Raw genomic sequence first — 17,330 nt, 5'->3', positions numbered from 1 at the left:
TTCGTATTCATTGTTGTTTTTTGAAAGTAGTTGATCTCCGTTTCAGGATGCTCGCTTTCCGCGAGGGGTAAGGTGAGCTTTTTGGAGGAAGATGGGTAAAGACTCGTATTCAAGGAAGAATTTGTGCTCCTGCGTCTGCAAGAAAATCCTACCGAAGCGGGCTTCCTCGTCGCATGCCTTGCGAGAAGTATTCTCAGGTGGTTGGCACGCTAATCCCGCAGGAGTCTCGCACCTTACACTCCAATCAACATGCCGCTGGGAGCTTATCACGAAAATCGTCCCAGAAGCAACAATATCTTAGAAAAGAGCCTAGAAAAAAAGCGGGGGAAGGATCCTCCGCTTTTTAACGTTTAGTATACATAAGTACCTACAACAAACAACTGGAACAATACTGTGACTCCGATGAAGTAAGACACTTGTGCAAACAGGCCCCAATCCTTATTTTTAACGGCTTGCATGATATAAAATGAAACGATTGAAACAATGATTGGAAGGACAAGTGAACTTCCATTAAAGGTTAAGTATTCCGGTGCAATTGTATAGAAACGATTATTGAACAGCGATTGAATGACATAAAGCTGTGTTAAAACAAATAGTGCAATGGATATCCATTTAACCCACGGTCTTTCTTCTTCAATAGCATCTATTTTAACAACATACAAAATACCTAAGAACAAGATTGGCGGAACGATCCACACAAAAGCATTTGTCATCGCAATAAACGATACGATCGAAGCCGCAAAAGCATCAAACGTTGCATTGTAGACATCCTGCCTTCCGATAGATTGGCTGCTTTTCATAATAACAGGATCCTGACTAGCTGCATGAACTTGATAATCTTGGACAGACTCCGCTTTTAGCCAAAAAACCGTTTGATCATCTGCTTTTACAGGATAGATTGAAAAATCTTGAGTTGTACTGATACGGGTTGCTTCCCAGCCGTTATCTTCTAATGAAGCTCTATAAATATTTCCTGCATCCTTTTTAGTAGATATCGGGCCTCTTGCTGAAAAAAGAATAAAAGGTTTATTGTCTTCTATATCTAAGTTCAGATAAGTAGGGTTTTCGATATCGTATCCAAGTGATGGATCTTTAAAATTTACACTTTTAAAAGATAAGTCTTTTAACTGATCAACGGGAGCTGAACTATAGAACGTTTTAAATGATTTCGTACCTTGCTTTGATGAATAAAATGTATAGAGAATATGAACCGTGTCACCAGCTTCAGCAAATTTAAAGTTATAAATTTTATCAGTAGGCGTTTTGCTGTATTGAAGCAATGAGTTCGCTTCATATTTACCGCCTTTTTCAGTTAAAAAGAATGCTTCCATTTGAACTTTTTCCCCGACAGCTGCAATAAACGAAGCAGATTCAGGGTTTCCTGTGAGTTCAACTACCTTTTCTTTGGCAGAAAAGATTAATTGACTTTTGCCGTTAGCCTGTTCATATACATAGACTTCATTTCCTTTTGTATAGGCAAACCGGTCTTTTGCATCTGCTAAAAATTCAACACCTTTATCTAAAACCGTTTGCTTGCCTCCTTCAAAAATGATTAGATCGCCGTTTGAAACAAATGCGATCTGCTTTCCATTTGTCCAAAAGTTGCCTCTTTCATCAATGGGTAGCTTTTCTGTCTTTTCGGAAACAACATTTAGTTTTTCATCCAAAATAGTAGCTTTTATACCATCCTTAAGACGTGTGTAGATGTGATACTGATTGTCTACCTTATATACAATCGGTTCTGAGCTGATGGACTCAGCTGAGATGCTGACTGAGCGGCTCCAGTCTTTATTTGGAAGTTTAGTCTCCTGACGGATGTTGTTCCAGACAACCAATCCTACCAAAAGCAGAACAATTGCAAGAGGAAGAAGATAAGCTTTGCGATTCGAATAATTCTTTTTCTTTTTTACTTTCGAATCAATGGTCATGGTAATGCCCCCTTTTTTCTATAAAAGAACAAGATTATTAGTATTCGATATGTAGACGTATATTCCTGTAAAAATTATTCTTTTTTTTATCTAATGATAGATATTTAGGATTAGATAGTCCTAGGAACAGCATTTTTATAGTTAAATAGACCTATTAAAAATGACAAAAATAGTTAAAATTCCTCACATTTATTGGAAAATTTTTATGTTAAAATTAAAAAGTCGTAAAAATGCGAATATTCTGTTAGGGGGAATGTAAAGAATGAAACGAGTTCTTACTAGTTTTGCGGCAGCTTCGGTTCTCGCGGGGACTTTTCTTTGGACAAGCCCAGCATCAGTAGATCCGGTTGCTGCTAAAAAACACAATGAAGACGTGGCTCCGGTTGACCTAGGGATAGTCAATCAGGACCGTTTAATCAAGTCATTGACAGAGCGTGGCGTCATTAAAGCAGGGTTAAATCCACAACAACAAGAAGCAGAGCTTAATAAATATTTGAAAAAACGTGCGGGAGGCAGTTCTGTTCACCTTCACGAGAAGCATGATGTTGAAGAAACAGCTAACTTCTTAAAAGGAGAAATGAAGTCTACAGCTGACAGCGGTTCTACAACAACTTCTCCTGGAAAAGGCGGTAAGAAATCTAGTACTGCTACTGTGTCATCCTTAGATAGCGCACAAGCTGAAACATACAGTGGTGATGTACGCAAAGACCAAATTTTAGTTTTATTAATTGACTATAATGACTATAAAGAAGGAAGCATTACACCTTCCGAAACGGATTTCCATTATCCGAAATATACGCAGCAGCACTATCGCGATATGATTTTCGGAGATAATGGCTATACAGGTCCAAACGGTAAGAACATGGTTTCTATGAAACAGTTCTACCTGCAGCAATCAGGCGGATCTTATACGATTGATGGAGATGTCTACGGGTGGTATACAGCAAAGAACGATGCTGCATACTACGGTGGAAACAACGCTTCTGACAATGACTCTAGACCTCGTAATCTAGTAGCGGAAGCTTTAGCAGCAGCTGCAGCAAATGGTGTTGATTTAACACAATACGATAAAGAAGATATTTACGACCTTGATGGTGATGGAAACAAGCGCGAGCCAGACGGACTTGTTGACCACTTAATGGTTGTTCATGCCGGTGTAGGTGAAGAAGCAGGCGGCGGAAGCTTAGGTGCTGACGCAATCTGGTCTCACCGTTGGAATCTCGGCGGTGTCTACGCGATTCCTGGTTCAACTGCAACAGTTCCATACTGGGGCGGAGCGATGGGTGCTTATGATTACACCATTGAGCCAGAAGATGGAGCAACTGGAGTATTCGCGCATGAGTTCGGTCACGATCTTAACTATCCGGATGAGTATGATACTGTGTACTCAACTCCTTATGGTGAACCTGTCTCTTACTGGTCAATCATGTCTAGCGGAAGCTGGGCTGGGGAGATTCCTGGAACAGAGCCGACTGGATTCAGCCCGCTTGCAAAAGAATTCTATCAATCTACGATTGGTGGAAAATGGCTGCAAGGCAAGACAGTTGATGTGAATTCTCTTGGCAAAAATGGAGTAACAGTAACGCTTGACCAAGCATCTACAAAAGGTACGAACGAAGATGCTGTCCGTATCAACTTGCCTGATCAAGTAAACCAAATTACAACTCCAGCATCTGGTTCTTACGCTTATTATGGCGGAAGAGGAGATGAGATCGACCATAAGATGGTAACAAACGTTGATCTAACGGGCGCAACATCTGCAACGTTAGATTATGACGCTTGGTATAAGATTGAATCAAACTGGGATTATGCGATGGTTCAAGTTTCTACAGATAATGGCGTAACTTGGAAATCACTTTCTACACCTAACACAAATAGTGATTTAGTAGCTGACGGATACCCTGCTATTAAAGAAAATCTTCCTGGTTATACAGGACATTCAAATGGATGGATTCACGAATCGATCGATTTAAGCCAATATGCTGGACAAAACATTCAGCTGCAATTCCGCTACATGACGGATTGGGGCAGCAATGAAGATGGATTCTTCGTTGATAATGTAAAAGTAACAAAAGATGGAGCAACTGCATTTGAAGATGGAGCTGAAGGAACACCTAAGTTTGCTTTAGACCATTTTGAAAAGCACGAAGGTAAAGAGTTAAAGTCTCATTACTATTTAGTAGAATGGCGAAACCATGATGGCGTGGACAATGGTCTTGCTCACTTAAAGCGTGGCAATTCTATCATGTCTTATGACCCTGGTATGGTGATCTGGTATGTGAACAATGCCTATGACAACAACTGGGTTGGCTCACATCTTGGTAAAGGTTTTGTCGGTGTAGTTGATGCTCACCAAAACGTTCACCGTTGGGGTGGAAACGTAGCAACTGGTGACTTGGCAAGTACACGCTATCAAATCTATGATGCACCATTTAGCAAGGTGAAAGGTGCTGCTCTAGATGTGGATTATGGTCAAGGAAATCACATGTACCAGGCTGCAAAAGCACCAGTATCATTGTTTGATGATACCTCAAATTACTGGAGCCCATCCAGCCCGTATTCTGGTTTGAAGCTTCCTTCATACGGATTAAAAATTGAAGTACTAGAAGAAGCAGCTGATCGAAGTACGGCAAAAATTAAGATTACTAAATAAAATTAAAGCCTAAGAAATCATTTCGGTTTCTTAGGCTTTTTTATCTAAAAGTAATTTTTGTAGAATAATGATTATTCCCGTGGAAATATTGTCGAATCATGAAAGTAACTTATATCAGGATTATAAATGCATTTCACAAGGAACTTTGAGTCGTCCTGTAGAAATAATTGTAAAGAGTAATAGTGAGGAAAAATCAAAAATTAAGAAATGGGTGGGGCAGTTGAATAAGCAAAACCTTTTTGTTTATTTTCTTTTAATGATCTTTCTTGTAGGCTGTTCAAGTAACGCACAAGGTACAGGTACATTAAATGACAAAAACTTAAAACTGCAGGATCACCCGAAAGGTACTTATCCGAGATATTATGATGCTGTTTCAAAAGAAGAAGCTAAAAAAGCTCTTCCATTTACAATTAAACTGCCAGATAATTTTCCTTTTAAAGTAGCTTTATCTACCTTTCAAATATCTGACTGGGGGGAAAAGAGAAACATCCTTCTAGATTCTGTTTTTTATCCTAAGCAAGAGGGAAAAAACGTTTATATTGCTTATCACATCTCTAATTTTCTACCAAATTCAGAAAAACTTGAGACTGGGGAAAAAGTTAAGCTTGAAGATGGAACAAAAGCCTATTTTTCAGGAAGTGCAGACTTACCGATATTAGCTTGGAAAGAAAGTGGTCTATATCACAAGATAGAATACTTAAAAAAAGAGGAAACCGAAAGCAAGAAGGCAAAATCAGATCTTCTGAAAGCTGCGAGTTCCATTTATGAATAATAATGAAAGCTGTTTTTTTAAAATAATTCACATCCCTTTTTAATTTTGGTTATTGAGGTAAAAGGAAGATGTACCTAAGAAGATTGTCGGAATAACCTCCTTTTAAAAAAGATTAAATAATAAATATGGTAAGATGAATCGAAAGGGTGATAAACCTTGCAAAAATTGGTATTCGAATCAGCGTGGGACAAGACTTTGGCACCAAAAGACCGATCTGAAATTGAGCGTGTCTTTTCTGTAATAAATACAGAGGAAAAAAAAGAGAAGCAGGCTGTAATATTAAAAACTGCATTTAATCATAAGCAAGAATTTTTGGTAACGGTTTTATTAAACAATTATTCTAGAATTCCGATGTCACTTTTAGGCAAAAAAGTCGTATATAAAGAAAAGGATCAGACTATTGGTGAGTTCGAATCTTCATACACGTTAGAGGTTCCTGCTCAAACAAGTATGCCCTGGACATTTATTTTTTCAGCAGGCAGTTTGGATGATACACCTAGTGGTGAGTCTCGTGAATTAGTAATTAGTTAAAGCGGGGGAAGGTTTTGAGAACGATTATTTGGTTTATTTATTTTTGGGCAGTGTTTATCAAATGGATACCAGCTCTTTATCGTGTAAAGCATTTACAGAGGTCAGGCAGAATTCAAGAACGTGATGAACTGGTAGTTGTAAAGGTAAAAGAGTGGTCCCGATCTCTTGTGAAACTGAGCGGCTCAAAAATAACGGTAAGCGGGGAAGAGAACATCCCGAAGGACACAGCAGTTCTTTTTGTAAGCAATCATCAAGGCAATTTTGATATCCCCCTATTGCTGGGCTATCTTCAAAAACCAAAGGCTTTTATTTCAAAGATAGAAGTGAAAAAAGTGCCTTTTATCGGAACGTGGATGGAGCAGCTGAACTGTCTTTTCATGGACCGGAAAAATGTGCGGCAGTCGGTAAAAGCTATTAGTGAAGGGGCACAATTCCTTCGGAACGGAACATCTCTTGTTATTTTTCCTGAAGGGACGAGAAGTAAAGGAGATGAGATGGCTGAATTTAAAGCCGGCAGCTTTAAGTTGGCGACGAAGTCTGGTGTACCAATCATTCCTGTAACAATTAATGGTTCCTATAAAATGATGGAGCAGCAGGGATTCTGGATTAAACCGGCTAACGTTCATATTGAGGTTCATCCTCCCATTTATCCGCAGAAGCAAGAAGCGAAAGATTTGGCAAAGTTATCTCAACTCATCATAAAAGAAGGCGTGAAAAAGGCAGTATCTTAAATAAAGTTTATCTCTATGTCTGTACGAGTTCTGTTTATATTTGGTATTATTGGAACATAAGGTAAAAATTCCTAGGAGGAACACACTATGACGGGGACAATTTCAGTCATTATGATATTCTCAATTCCAATTATCGCAATCGTATTAGGACATTTTCAATCGCAAACAAAACTTAAACACAAAATGCTAAAAGATGAGCTTGAACTTGAAAGATTAAAGCACGACAATTATGTGATCGAAACGCAAAAGATGAGGCTGGAGCTTGAACAGATGAAACTGATAGATTCTAGTGACAAAAAGGAATCAGTATAGATGGAGATCAGCTTACTTTGGGTTGGGTTAGGACTGGCAGCACTCGGTTATTTTATTGGGGAAGGATTAAAGCATTTTAAAAATCCAGGAAACAGCTTTGCTGACTATCCGGTGCTGATTAAAGAAACAGATCTGCACAATTATGTGGGACTAAAGCTTAATGAAGTAGAGGAACTTTTACGTAAATATCCAGATATACCGAGTATCGAACTAAAAGGTACGAGGTACTATCAATATCATCATGTTTATGAATGGCTTTCAGCAAAAGAAAATTTCAAACAAAGAGCTTGAGGAGAAAATTCCTCAAGCTTTTTTTATCTGTATTTTATCTGTAGTTAATAAACTGAACGTCGATCGGCAGGTTTGCTTCTCTTACAAGTGCAATAATCTGCTGAAGATCGTCTCTATTCTTTCCGGTTACACGGACTTGATCATCCTGAACCTGGCTCTTTACTTTTAATCCGGAATTTTTGATCAATGTGTTGATTTTCTTCGCATTGTCCTTATCAATTCCTGTAACAAGCTTTGCACGCTGGCGAACTGTTCCGCCTGAAGCTTGTTCAATTTTGCTGTAATCCAAGTTTTTAGTTGGAACACCGCGTTTAATCAACTTCGTAATCAATACATCTTTTAGCTGTTCAAGCTTATACTCATCATCAGATACCAAAACTAGCTCTTCACTTGCTTTATCAAGTGTGATTTCACTTTTGCTTCCTTTAAAATCATAGCGTGTTGTGATTTCTTTTGTTGCAATATTAATCGCGTTGTCTACTTCGGATAAATCGACTTGTGAAACAATGTCAAATGAACTTTCTTTAGCCATTTATGAAACCTCCTGACTTTCTATTCGTTTATATAACTACAGTATAAAGAGAAATATGTCATGTTTCCAGTTTGTACACATTCTTTTCGTCTTATAGGGGTACAAAACAAGGTATAGTATGATAAAATGAAGGCTGGAAAATTCACAGAATGTTTTAACCACTAGGAGGAGTACTTTGTGCTTCATTACAAAACGTACACACACGAAAAAAATCATCAATGGGTGATTTTTGTCCATGGAGCAGGGGGCAGTTCATCCATTTGGTATAAACAGCTTAGAGAATTTAAACAACACTTTAATATATTACTTGTTGATTTAAGAGGTCATGGTAAATCGCAATCCGATAAATTTTTACTGAAAAAATATTCATTTAAAGAAGTAAGCCTTGATGTGCTGGAAGTAATGGATTATTTGAAAATTCAAAAAGCGCATTTTGTCGGGATTTCTTTAGGAACGATACTGATTCAGACAATCGCTGAACTGTATCCAGAACGGGTAGCTTCCATGACACTTGGCGGAGCAGTAACGAAAATGAATTTCCGTTCCCAGTTTTTGATTGCTGTCGGAAATTTATGCAAATCTTTCATCCCCTATATGTGGCTGTACAGCTTATTTGCATGGGTGATCATGCCGAAAAAAAGACATGAAGCATCTCGCTCATTGTTTATTGGAGAGGCGAAAAAGCTATGTCAAAAAGAATTTAAGCGCTGGTTTAAATTAACGCTTAAAATTAATCCGTTTTTGCAAAAATTAACAAGAAAAGAAATGCCAATCCCGACACTTTATATTATGGGTGAGGAAGATTATATGTTTTTGCCGCCGATTCAGGCATTCATCGATAAGAAAAAGCATTCAAAGCTTTTAACGATAAAAGATTGTGGACATGTTTGCAATGTCGATCAGCCTGAAATCTTTAATAAAAAGTCGATTGATTTTATCAAAAAGCAGATTGCAGCAGCACCGACTGCTTCATAATTTAGGGGGAGCCAGCTACATTCAGCTGGCTTTTTTTTAATGAGAATCAACAAGACATCATCACATAAAAATAATAAGTAATCATCACATAAAAAAGGGCAAACATCACATAAAAAATGTCCTTCATCATATAAAAATGACTATTATCACATCATTATCCATTTTATAGGAGTTCCTGTACACGTGAAAAAAACACCCCCAAAAAAACCGGGAGCAGTGTCTTTAAAATATTGATTTACAAGCTTACAGCGCGTGCAATCGTAAATAATCTTGATGCAGGATGAAACCCTTTTGTAATCAGATCTTTAATGACTTCAGCACCCAGCATGCTATAAACAGTGCCGTTTCCGCCAAAACCTAAACAATAATATTCACCAAGCCGGTTCGGATGTTCACCGATATAAGGCAGTCCGTCATGCGACTCACCAAACGTTGCACACCAAGAATGGGAAGTAACGGGTGACAGATCAGGAAGGTGTTCCATAATTTTTTGAACGATCCGTTCTCCGCGTTCCTCGATAATGCCATCATTTAATGGAGCTTCTGGTTGATCTTCGTCTAATCCTCCAGCAATAATTCTTCCATCTTTCGTTGTTCTCATATACAAATACGGTCGCTTTGTTTCCCAAATCATCCATTCTTTGTAACACGTCTTTAAGGATGGCAGGGGTTCGGTTGCAATAGCATAAGAACGTTTTAGTTCAGCTCCTAGCTGCTGGACCAGAAAATCATTTTCATAGCCAGTTGCAAAAATGATATACCTTGCTTGAATCGTTCCGTTTTCAGATTCACAAGTAAACCCATGAACAGTCTTTGTTTTTCGCAAAAGAGGGGTTTCCTCATACATTCTTACACCAGCATCTTTTGCGTCTTTTAACAGGAACTGAACAAATTTATAAGGATTAACATCAGCGGCTCCGCTCGTTACAAGAGCAGCGGGTTTTGAAAAAGGAAAACGGGAGGCAATCTCTTGGGGTTCAAGATACTCTACAGGGAAATCGTATTTTTTCAAAGCTTCGTATTCACGGACAAGTTTATCTGCATCTTCAGCCGTGCTTGCATAATAAAGGCTTTTTTGTTCCCTGAACTCTGGATCATCTGATAAGTTTTCAGCAATCTTTTTTAAGTTCTCTAAAGCGTTTTGGCAGAGTTGATAAAAATAAACAGCATCTTGCTCTCCTTTTTGTTCAATAAGTTCATGAAGCATCTTGTCGCAAGAGAACTGAAAAAGTCCGGTTGTTGCAGACGAACTGCCATAACCCGGTTTTCTCCTGTCGATGATAACTACGTCCAGTTCCGTCTCTTTCCCTAGCGTATAACCACAAAGAGCTCCAGACATGCCGCCTCCGACAATCAGCACGTCGCAAGAAATGTTTTCTTCAAGTGATTGATATTGTATTTCATCAGTATATGTGGAAGGCCAAAACAACTGACCGTTGTGTAAATTCATTTTTACTCCTCCTCGTCCTCTTTTCATTCCCCGGAAACCTAGAATGGAAACTGCATGAAAGGGAAAATTTTTCAATATAATTGATATCAGGAGGGATGTTCATGGTGGTTTTGATGATTACAGGCATTGTGATTACTTTTTTTATTTTGTTTTCTTTTTTTGTCCCAATCGGGTGGAGAGTCAAAGAAATGCTTCATTTGAAAACTTCTTTAGATGAATTGTACGAATCTTTATTGCATGTGAAACGTTGGCCGAAATGGCAAATGGACGAAAATGAAACCATTCCCTTTATGTATGTGGGTCCCGATAAGGGAGAAGGAGCATCGCAATATTGGGAAACGGATGGCGTGCCGGCTAGTTTAAGAATTGACCGGTGCGATCCTGGGAAAAGTATTCATTATCAGATACAGATTAATAAAGGAGAAACCAATTTAAGGTTTGCTATTTTCTTTTCTGAAGATCTTGGATCAACAAAACTAACATGGGTGTGTGAAAGCACCTCCAAGAAGAATCCATTTGAACGTTATATGACTTTTTTCTATAAATGGAAGATGAAGCAAGAAATGAAGATGGCTCTTTTAAGGCTCAAAACGATATATGAGCGCCAATTAGAAGAGATAAAGCAATCTGCATAATCATAAAAAGAGCCGCTATACCCTGGTTGGGTTCAGCGACTCTTTATTTTTCTTATGGCAAGTTCGTTACTTTGTCTTCATCTTTTACAATGAGTAAAATTTTACCCATGTCTAGTCTTTTTTCGTATTGATCAGCTTCTACGTCAGATAACCCTATTTCAGTCATCTTATTGCGCAGCTCATCCCCTCTGGACTCGAACACATTGCTAAACGCTGTGCCTAATCCTTCTTCTTTTAATCCGATTGTATTGAGATCCGCGTTATCCGCAAGATCCCGGGTGTCGCTTTTTTCGTGTGACAGGACATAGAGATTGTCTTCATGAATACCTTTTGCTTTTAAATCACTTGCAGCAGCAATTAATTCTTGTTGTGAGTTAAATTCATGAACAATTGGTTTAATCATTTTAATATCCTCTCCTTTAAAACGAAGTTATAGTGTGTATTCACGGATTCAGGAGATTCTAAACATCTAAAAGCTGTATTGCAGCAGGAGGATTTTACTATTCTTGAAAAGTTTCATGTTGATATAAAAATATTCCCCTGCTTGTCATGTTGGTTTAAATAAGGTTTTTATACTTTTTAGGATTAGATACAAGTATTTTAGAAAAATAAAAAAACAAAGCTGATTGTGATTTGTTTTTTTCGGTATCAAACTATTCTTCACGGTCTACAATATCTAATTTTCCAGTTGAAGGATCGATGACAAGTCCGTGGACTTTTATGCCTTCAGGAAGCAGCGGGTGGTTCCTTACTAATTCTACACTGTTTCTTACCGAATCCTCTACACTTTCAAATCCTCTTACCCATTTCTTTAAGTCGAGTCCGGAATATTTTAAAGTATCAAACGTTGTGTCTTCAATTCCACGATCTTTCATTTTAGCTATTAATCCATCGGCGTTCACATTGCTCATCCCGCAGTCATAGTGACCGATGACCATCACTTCCTCGGCTTTCAGCTCATAAATTGCGACAAGTATACTTCTCATAATAGAGCCGAATGGATGCGAGATAACCGCTCCTGCTGATTTAATAATTTTTACATCACCGTTTTTAAGATTCATCGCACTTGGCATTAGTTCAGTCAGACGTGTATCCATGCAAGATACGATGACAAGTCCTTTATCAGGAAATTTAGTAGTTTGAAAAGGTTCATATTCTTTGTTTTCAACAAATTTGTGATTAAACGTTAAGATTTCGTTAAGTATGGACATGATTTTCCTCCCCGTTTCTACAGAAAATAGTTCTCCTATTAAATAATCGTAAAGTCTGCGTCTTTTTCTATCATAATCAGCCTGAACTCGCTAACTTATTCAAGCTTATAATGACTATTATACAAAAATACGTGCTCAATCTGCTCTTTTTTGTATGTGAAGCAGTTTTTTTGTTGATAGAAACTTTTAAACAAAAACACATTATGACAAACATTTTAGTTGAAAGTACGTATAATCGCAAATAACACCACATAAATTGGTAAGTTCGAAGGGAGGAAGAAAAAAGGATAACTTGCCAGTACGGGTTTAAATAGATCGGAACTTATTATTCTATTTTTTGAAAGGGGAAGGGAACATGGAAGTTATGACGTACATCCTTTGGGTTCTGCTTTTAATGGGGTCTGTTATGAAAAATTATATGGTAGCTGCTTCAGTACCGAAAACAGGACAAGCTCTCCCTGCGGTGGAAGGATCGGGCAGATTACTGCTGGATGATGAATCGGAAAATGTGATTGCCGTTGATTCTCAGCAAGTAAACAGCACTTTAAATAAGCAGGCGTTCAGCTGGGTAGATACGTCATAACAATCGTTTGGTGTAAAAAAATTTAACAGAAAAGGGGGAGTCCTATTTCAAAATAATAGATAAAATTTATTTTTTTGCATTCACTCGTATGCTTACGGCCTGGATCACCGTACGTATGCTTGTTAATGAGGGTTATTGGGCGGAATGGAGCAATTGGGCAGCTTGTTTAGAGCTGCCTTTTTCTGCACGTTAAGAAAGGAATAACTTGTTAACAAGATGATAAACGACGTAGAAACATGTTAAAGTTTAAAGTATAAGGGCAACTAAGGCTGACGAAACGCCTTCGTCAGCCTAGTTTACTTTACGTCATTTTATTCTATTACATCGTTTGGTAGAATAAGAAAAAAAGATAGTTGTGGTGAAAAGATGAATATACCAGTAAGCCAGTTTGCGAAAAAAATAGAGAAACATCTAGCAGAAATCAAGCAATTAGGGGAAAACTCTCCTAAGCTCCGTGAACATGTCACAGCCATCCATACACTCTGTGAATTGATGATGGAAGCAGGAGAAGACGATCAGCTTTCGGTAAAAGAGTGGGTTCCGTCACATCCCGTGCAAAAACCGGTAAGCATGGTGACTGCTCCTCCCGCTAAGCCACACAAAAAATCGTTGATGGACTATGACATGGATTATGATGATAACGATAGTGATGATAACGATGGAAATGGAGACTCTATTTTTGATTTTTAATAGGATTTTGATGAAAACCTGTTCATGTGAAACAGGTTTTTTATTCTTATGGTAGGGGGCAAGTTATAATTGGAACAGAAAAAAACGCAAAAAAAAACAGCGTCTATTTAAACGCTGTTAGATCGATACGTACGTATGTTGATTTTCCATTCTTTCATCTTTACGTTTTGCGATTTCAATCTTCTCGTTAATCTTTTTATTAGAAAAGTAAACTGCAGCAGCGGTTGCAATTAAACTTAGAGCGGCAAGTCCTAAAATTGTATATATCATCGTAATAATAAGTTCCACTTTGTTGTTCCTCCTTTGTTTGTTTCCGTCTTAGTATCTTTATTCCACTATAAAAATTATTTAAACCTTTTTTGTTGTATAGGCCAAAGGAATCAAAATTTAAATATGAAAAAGGAATGATGGTAAATTTTCCTCCTTCGTTTTATACTTAATTTACGAACATATGTTCGATAAGTGTTCGATAAAAAATGAGGGGTGAAACATAATGAATCAAGCAAATGAATGGCTTAACCTAGTAAATCTCCTCGGTAATGTAGGCTTTCCTATTGTCATTGCAGGATACTTGCTCTTTCAATTTGAAAAGCGGATTCAAAGTCTGGAAGGAATCATAAAAGAATTGCATTCAGAGTTAGTAGAAAAAGAGGAGCTAGAACGAAAGATTGATCAATATGTCCGAATGCTTGACACCGAACGCCAAACCAAACAACGTTAGCGTTCGTCTTTTTTATCATGGACAAGCTGTCCGCCAAAATCTTTACAATCCTGTGGCAAACTTTTGATTCAGCAGGTTACAGTGGTAAGATAAAAGAAAAACAGGGGTGGAACTATGAAGCTTTTTCTTATATTAGGAGCGGTTAATGCCATGCTTGCAGTTATGCTGGGAGCATTTGGTGCACATGCACTGGAAGCTAAATTAACAGAACGCAACATGCTGAACGTGTATCAGACAGGCGTTCAATATCATATGTATCATGCTTTGGCGTTAATTGCTGTCGGTATTTTGCTCGGCAAGTGGCCTGCATCCGCATTATTGAATGGAGCAGGGTGGTCATTTTTCATCGGGATTCTGTTTTTCTCGGGCAGCTTGTATGCCCTTTCGAACACAGGGATGAAGTTTTTTGGTCCGATCACACCACTTGGAGGGCTTGCGTTTATCGTTGGCTGGATCCTGCTTATCATCGCGGCTGTAAAAGCATAATAAAAAGGCGTCCTCTCAGGGGCGCCTTTTCTAATCTGTCTTGACCAGACAACCGGTATTATTCTATCAACGCGGGCTGTATTGTGTAAGCTGTCCGGTTTGCTGCTGGGTTCCATATGGATAGAAGTAATTAATTTCTTCATCAAACGTAATATAGTTTACGAACACCATCAATAATAAATAGCGTTTGCCGGTTTGCGGATCACTTAAAATAATGTGATCGCGGCCAGCTGCCTCAATGATTCCTTTAAAAACTTTTGCGTTCCATTTTTCATTGTTCTCAAACGTCATATAGACGGTTGCCACTTTGCCTTTGTTTAAACGAAGAATGTTTTCAATGTACGATTGCTCAAGCGGAAGCTGTCCTGGTGCTGCCAAATCCATCATAGGACCGCCTCCCACTCCTGGTGCCTGCTGGCTTTGTGCCATATCCTGCGGCACCCCCATTCCTGCCATGCCCCCCATCATGCCCCCCATACCATTCATGCCGCCCATACCATTCATCCCGTTTTGCTGCCGGTTATACGGATTAAAATTGTTCATCAACAAACCTCCCTAAAAGGTGTTAAAAACGTTCGGACAATCACTTTGTTGCGGTTGATAAAAACAGTGAGCCTTGAAGCTGCCTGAATGTGGCTGATTGTACCATGTAGGCGGACAAGCCCCACTTGGATCGAAAAACCATAATGCATTTTTGGCTGGATGAAAACGCTGGCCGTTAATTACTCTTCTTGCTAACCTTTTTTCGTTCTCGCGTGCACCTTGATAAAAGTATCCTTTGATCGTTGCTTCAAATCCGCCTGGTCTTTGAAACACCATTTGCTGCATCGTTCGGATATTTTTAAAATCAAGGCAGTTTGAACGAATCCGATTAACACCAGTATTACCAACGAGCAGCATACCCTGGTCACCTTCACCTTCAGCTTCTGCACGAATTAAACGGGCAAGCAGGTCTATATCTTTGCTTGTTGCTTTTATAACTGCCAATTTCCTTCCCCCTCTGGATGTAAGTCAATTTAGTACAAGCAGGGAAATAGAACATTCGATATATGTGTATGAGCTGTTTTGAAAAACTAGACCTGTCACAATAAAAAACCTTTGCCTGTTAAACAGACAAAGGTTGATCGGTTCCTATATTTACACTTGCAAGAAGGAAGGTACAGCTTCTTTCGTAAGGATATTTCCAACATAGAAAGATCCGAATTCGCCAAAACGTGCACTTACTTCATCAAAGCGCATTTCGTATACTAATTTTTTAAACTGCAGCATGTCGTTTGAGAACAGCGTTACGCCCCATTCCCAATCATCTAAGCCGACAGATCCTGTAATAATCTGCTTTACTTTTCCTGCATATCCGCGGCCGATCATGCCATGGGAGTACATCATCTTCTTGCGCTCTTCCATGGAAAGCATATACCAGTTGTCATCACCATCACGGCGCTTGTCCATTGGATAGAAACAAACATGATTCCATTTTGGCAGCTCTGGGAACAGGCGGGCTTTTATCATTGGATCCATTTCGCCGCTCTCGTTTTGTGGATTGTATGTGCTTAGCTCTACAACAGAGACGTAAGAATACGCTTTGATCGTATATTGAGCAAAAGCTGTTTTATTAAAAGCATTTTCAATCTCGTTCAGTTCTTCCATCGTCGGGCGCAGAAGCATCATCATAAAATCAGCTTTTTGCCCCATGATGCTGTAAAGCGCGTGGCTGCCTGTTTTATTTGCTTCAACGTTTTCCCATTTCTCAAGGAACGTTAAAAATTCATTTATCGCGTATTCTCTCTGGTCACTCGTAAGCGTTTTCCAAGCTGCCCAGTCCATCGTACGAAAATCATGAAGGCAATACCAGCCTTCTAGTGTAATAGCTGCTTCACTCATCGTATCATTCACTCCCTGCTAAAAATAAACACGTCCCTACAAATATACCATAAGTAGGGACGAATCCAAAAAGGGTTAGCTGAATTGACGAAGGGTTTGCTCGATTTTACTTTTTACATAAGATGGGTTTTGAAGCTCAATGCGTGAAAGGGTCATGCGCACTTTTGTTTCATCAAGATCCATGGCTTCTTCAAGCATACCGAACAAGCCTTTTCCGCGTTTGTCGATCTCCATGAAAAGCTCGATGCTGTCACTTTGCGGCACTAAGATGACTTCAAGTTCATCCAGTCTTCCGGCATAAGCACCTGATGTTGGAACGTACTCAAATTCTTGAAGAAACGGAAGTCTGCGGCGCATGTAACGAGGAGCTGATCCGCAGTAAGCTTTGCGAAGTCTGAATCCTAGCTGCTCAATAGCATCAAAAATGGCTGAAGTTTCCGCATCAGGGAGAACACTGATCTGGTCGTTGTCAGTCGGATCAATTGCCATCTGGATATCAAGACCAGTCTTGATCCAAACCGGAGTGTGTCCAAGCGTATAAGGGGTATCATATGGAAGTTTAAGAGAAAAAGGAATCTCCTCTGAACTTCCTGCTTTTACAACAAGGCTTGTGCTAACCGTAGTGTTTTCAATCGCTGCTGTATCACGCACTTTTTTATCATCGACTTCACGGTAAAACTCCGTCATAACGAAAAGTGTAATGTGGTCGATGTTCTGATCCACTTTTCCGCCTTCAATTTTAATCGTACCTGTAATCGTTTCGCCAGGTGAGTAAGTATCTTTATCTAAAATCGTATCTACCTTCGCTGCTCCAATTCCAACACTAGCCAACATACGGTTAACAAATGACATGCTGATTCCTCCTCCAAATTTATCTCTCAATTTTACGGGAGGAAAAGGAAAAAGATTCATTGTAAGATGAAAAAAACTTTCTCCCGATCCGGAAGA

General features: G+C 38.9%; 22 protein-coding genes. 12 read left to right on the top strand and 10 right to left on the bottom strand.

Annotated features, from left to right (window positions below; all coding sequences use genetic code 11):
- Positions 1-350: 350 nt before the first annotated feature.
- Entirely contained in the window at positions 351-1,928 is a 1,578-nt protein-coding gene (locus M3196_RS09480) for a hypothetical protein (RefSeq protein WP_251322037.1), read from the bottom strand.
- Between the two features lie 262 nt (positions 1,929-2,190).
- Here M3196_RS09480 and M3196_RS09475 point away from each other — a divergent pair, with 262 nt between their 5' ends.
- The 6 genes from M3196_RS09475 to M3196_RS09450 all read left to right on the top strand — a co-directional run bounded on the left by M3196_RS09475 (position 2,191) and on the right by M3196_RS09450 (position 7,218).
- The gene (locus M3196_RS09475) at positions 2,191-4,581 is read left to right on the top strand and encodes an immune inhibitor A domain-containing protein (protein WP_251322035.1); all 2,391 of its coding nucleotides are present in this window, start codon (positions 2,191-2,193) and stop codon (positions 4,579-4,581) included.
- 220 nt (positions 4,582-4,801) lie between these two features.
- Positions 4,802-5,353: a hypothetical protein gene (locus M3196_RS09470; RefSeq protein WP_251322034.1), complete on the top strand. Its 552-nt coding sequence runs from the start codon at positions 4,802-4,804 to the stop codon at positions 5,351-5,353.
- Between the two features lie 156 nt (positions 5,354-5,509).
- Complete coding sequence (locus M3196_RS09465; RefSeq protein WP_251322033.1) at positions 5,510-5,884, top strand: SLAP domain-containing protein; 375 nt, start codon at positions 5,510-5,512, stop codon at positions 5,882-5,884.
- 14 nt (positions 5,885-5,898) lie between these two features.
- Complete coding sequence (locus M3196_RS09460) at positions 5,899-6,615, top strand: lysophospholipid acyltransferase family protein (protein WP_251322031.1); 717 nt, start codon at positions 5,899-5,901, stop codon at positions 6,613-6,615.
- An 87-nt stretch (positions 6,616-6,702) separates the two neighbouring features.
- Positions 6,703-6,927, top strand: coding sequence for a hypothetical protein (locus M3196_RS09455; protein WP_251322030.1), 225 nt, complete (start codon positions 6,703-6,705; stop codon positions 6,925-6,927).
- Positions 6,928-7,218 carry a DNA-binding protein gene (locus tag M3196_RS09450; protein ID WP_251322029.1) on the top strand — a complete coding sequence of 97 codons (291 nt, stop codon included), beginning with the start codon at positions 6,928-6,930 and terminating at the stop codon, positions 7,216-7,218.
- Between the two features lie 34 nt (positions 7,219-7,252).
- On the opposite strand, the gene M3196_RS09445 is transcribed toward M3196_RS09450, so the two are convergent.
- Entirely contained in the window at positions 7,253-7,750 is a 498-nt protein-coding gene (locus tag M3196_RS09445) for a YajQ family cyclic di-GMP-binding protein (protein ID WP_251322028.1), read from the bottom strand.
- A 177-nt stretch (positions 7,751-7,927) separates the two neighbouring features.
- On the opposite strand from M3196_RS09445, the gene M3196_RS09440 reads away from it, so the two are divergent.
- The gene (locus M3196_RS09440) at positions 7,928-8,725 is read left to right on the top strand and encodes an alpha/beta fold hydrolase (protein ID WP_251322027.1); all 798 of its coding nucleotides are present in this window, start codon (positions 7,928-7,930) and stop codon (positions 8,723-8,725) included.
- A 235-nt stretch (positions 8,726-8,960) separates the two neighbouring features.
- Here M3196_RS09440 and M3196_RS09435 read toward each other — a convergent pair whose 3' ends face one another.
- Complete coding sequence (locus tag M3196_RS09435; protein WP_251322026.1) at positions 8,961-10,175, bottom strand: NAD(P)/FAD-dependent oxidoreductase; 1,215 nt, start codon at positions 10,173-10,175, stop codon at positions 8,961-8,963.
- A gap of 101 nt (positions 10,176-10,276) precedes the next feature.
- Here M3196_RS09435 and M3196_RS09430 point away from each other — a divergent pair, with 101 nt between their 5' ends.
- Entirely contained in the window at positions 10,277-10,810 is a 534-nt protein-coding gene (locus tag M3196_RS09430; RefSeq protein WP_251322025.1) for a hypothetical protein, read from the top strand.
- 52 nt (positions 10,811-10,862) lie between these two features.
- On the opposite strand, the gene M3196_RS09425 is transcribed toward M3196_RS09430, so the two are convergent.
- Positions 10,863-11,213: a general stress protein gene (locus M3196_RS09425; RefSeq protein WP_251322024.1), complete on the bottom strand. Its 351-nt coding sequence runs from the start codon at positions 11,211-11,213 to the stop codon at positions 10,863-10,865.
- 250 nt (positions 11,214-11,463) lie between these two features.
- Positions 11,464-12,021 (bottom strand): beta-class carbonic anhydrase, encoded by a 558-nt coding sequence (locus M3196_RS09420; RefSeq protein ID WP_251322023.1) that lies wholly within the window; start codon positions 12,019-12,021, stop codon positions 11,464-11,466.
- Between the two features lie 355 nt (positions 12,022-12,376).
- On the opposite strand from M3196_RS09420, the gene M3196_RS09415 reads away from it, so the two are divergent.
- Both M3196_RS09415 and M3196_RS09410 read left to right on the top strand, forming a co-directional pair.
- Positions 12,377-12,604, top strand: a complete 228-nt coding sequence (locus tag M3196_RS09415) for a hypothetical protein (RefSeq protein WP_251322022.1) — start codon at positions 12,377-12,379, stop codon at positions 12,602-12,604.
- Positions 12,605-12,970: 366 nt separating this feature from the next.
- Positions 12,971-13,294: a YwdI family protein gene (locus M3196_RS09410; RefSeq protein WP_251322021.1), complete on the top strand. Its 324-nt coding sequence runs from the start codon at positions 12,971-12,973 to the stop codon at positions 13,292-13,294.
- Between the two features lie 117 nt (positions 13,295-13,411).
- Here the strand turns inward: M3196_RS09410 and M3196_RS09405 are convergent, their stop codons facing one another.
- Positions 13,412-13,582: a hypothetical protein gene (locus M3196_RS09405; protein WP_251322019.1), complete on the bottom strand. Its 171-nt coding sequence runs from the start codon at positions 13,580-13,582 to the stop codon at positions 13,412-13,414.
- A 205-nt stretch (positions 13,583-13,787) separates the two neighbouring features.
- On the opposite strand from M3196_RS09405, the gene M3196_RS09400 reads away from it, so the two are divergent.
- Positions 13,788-14,015 carry a YvrJ family protein gene (locus M3196_RS09400; protein ID WP_251322018.1) on the top strand — a complete coding sequence of 76 codons (228 nt, stop codon included), beginning with the start codon at positions 13,788-13,790 and terminating at the stop codon, positions 14,013-14,015.
- Between the two features lie 114 nt (positions 14,016-14,129).
- Positions 14,130-14,501 carry a DUF423 domain-containing protein gene (locus tag M3196_RS09395; RefSeq protein WP_251322017.1) on the top strand — a complete coding sequence of 124 codons (372 nt, stop codon included), beginning with the start codon at positions 14,130-14,132 and terminating at the stop codon, positions 14,499-14,501.
- A 66-nt stretch (positions 14,502-14,567) separates the two neighbouring features.
- Here the strand turns inward: M3196_RS09395 and gerQ are convergent, their stop codons facing one another.
- The 4 genes from gerQ to M3196_RS09375 all read right to left on the bottom strand — a co-directional run bounded on the left by gerQ (position 14,568) and on the right by M3196_RS09375 (position 17,234).
- Positions 14,568-15,044: a spore coat protein GerQ gene (gerQ, locus tag M3196_RS09390; RefSeq protein ID WP_251322016.1), complete on the bottom strand. Its 477-nt coding sequence runs from the start codon at positions 15,042-15,044 to the stop codon at positions 14,568-14,570.
- A gap of 12 nt (positions 15,045-15,056) precedes the next feature.
- On the bottom strand, positions 15,057-15,488 hold the full coding sequence (locus M3196_RS09385; RefSeq protein WP_251322014.1) for a cell wall hydrolase: 432 nt from the start codon (positions 15,486-15,488) through the stop codon (positions 15,057-15,059).
- Positions 15,489-15,638: 150 nt separating this feature from the next.
- Complete coding sequence (gene hemQ / locus M3196_RS09380) at positions 15,639-16,382, bottom strand: hydrogen peroxide-dependent heme synthase (protein ID WP_251322013.1); 744 nt, start codon at positions 16,380-16,382, stop codon at positions 15,639-15,641.
- A 75-nt stretch (positions 16,383-16,457) separates the two neighbouring features.
- On the bottom strand, positions 16,458-17,234 hold the full coding sequence (locus M3196_RS09375; protein WP_251322011.1) for a sporulation protein: 777 nt from the start codon (positions 17,232-17,234) through the stop codon (positions 16,458-16,460).
- Positions 17,235-17,330 lie beyond the last annotated feature (96 nt).

Origin of the sequence: Fictibacillus nanhaiensis, from assembly GCF_023715445.1 — a bacterium.
Lineage (GTDB): Bacteria > Bacillota > Bacilli > Bacillales > Fictibacillaceae > Fictibacillus > Fictibacillus nanhaiensis_D.
Note: the sequence above shows the minus strand (reverse complement) of the source record. Positions and strands in the feature narration are given on the sequence as shown.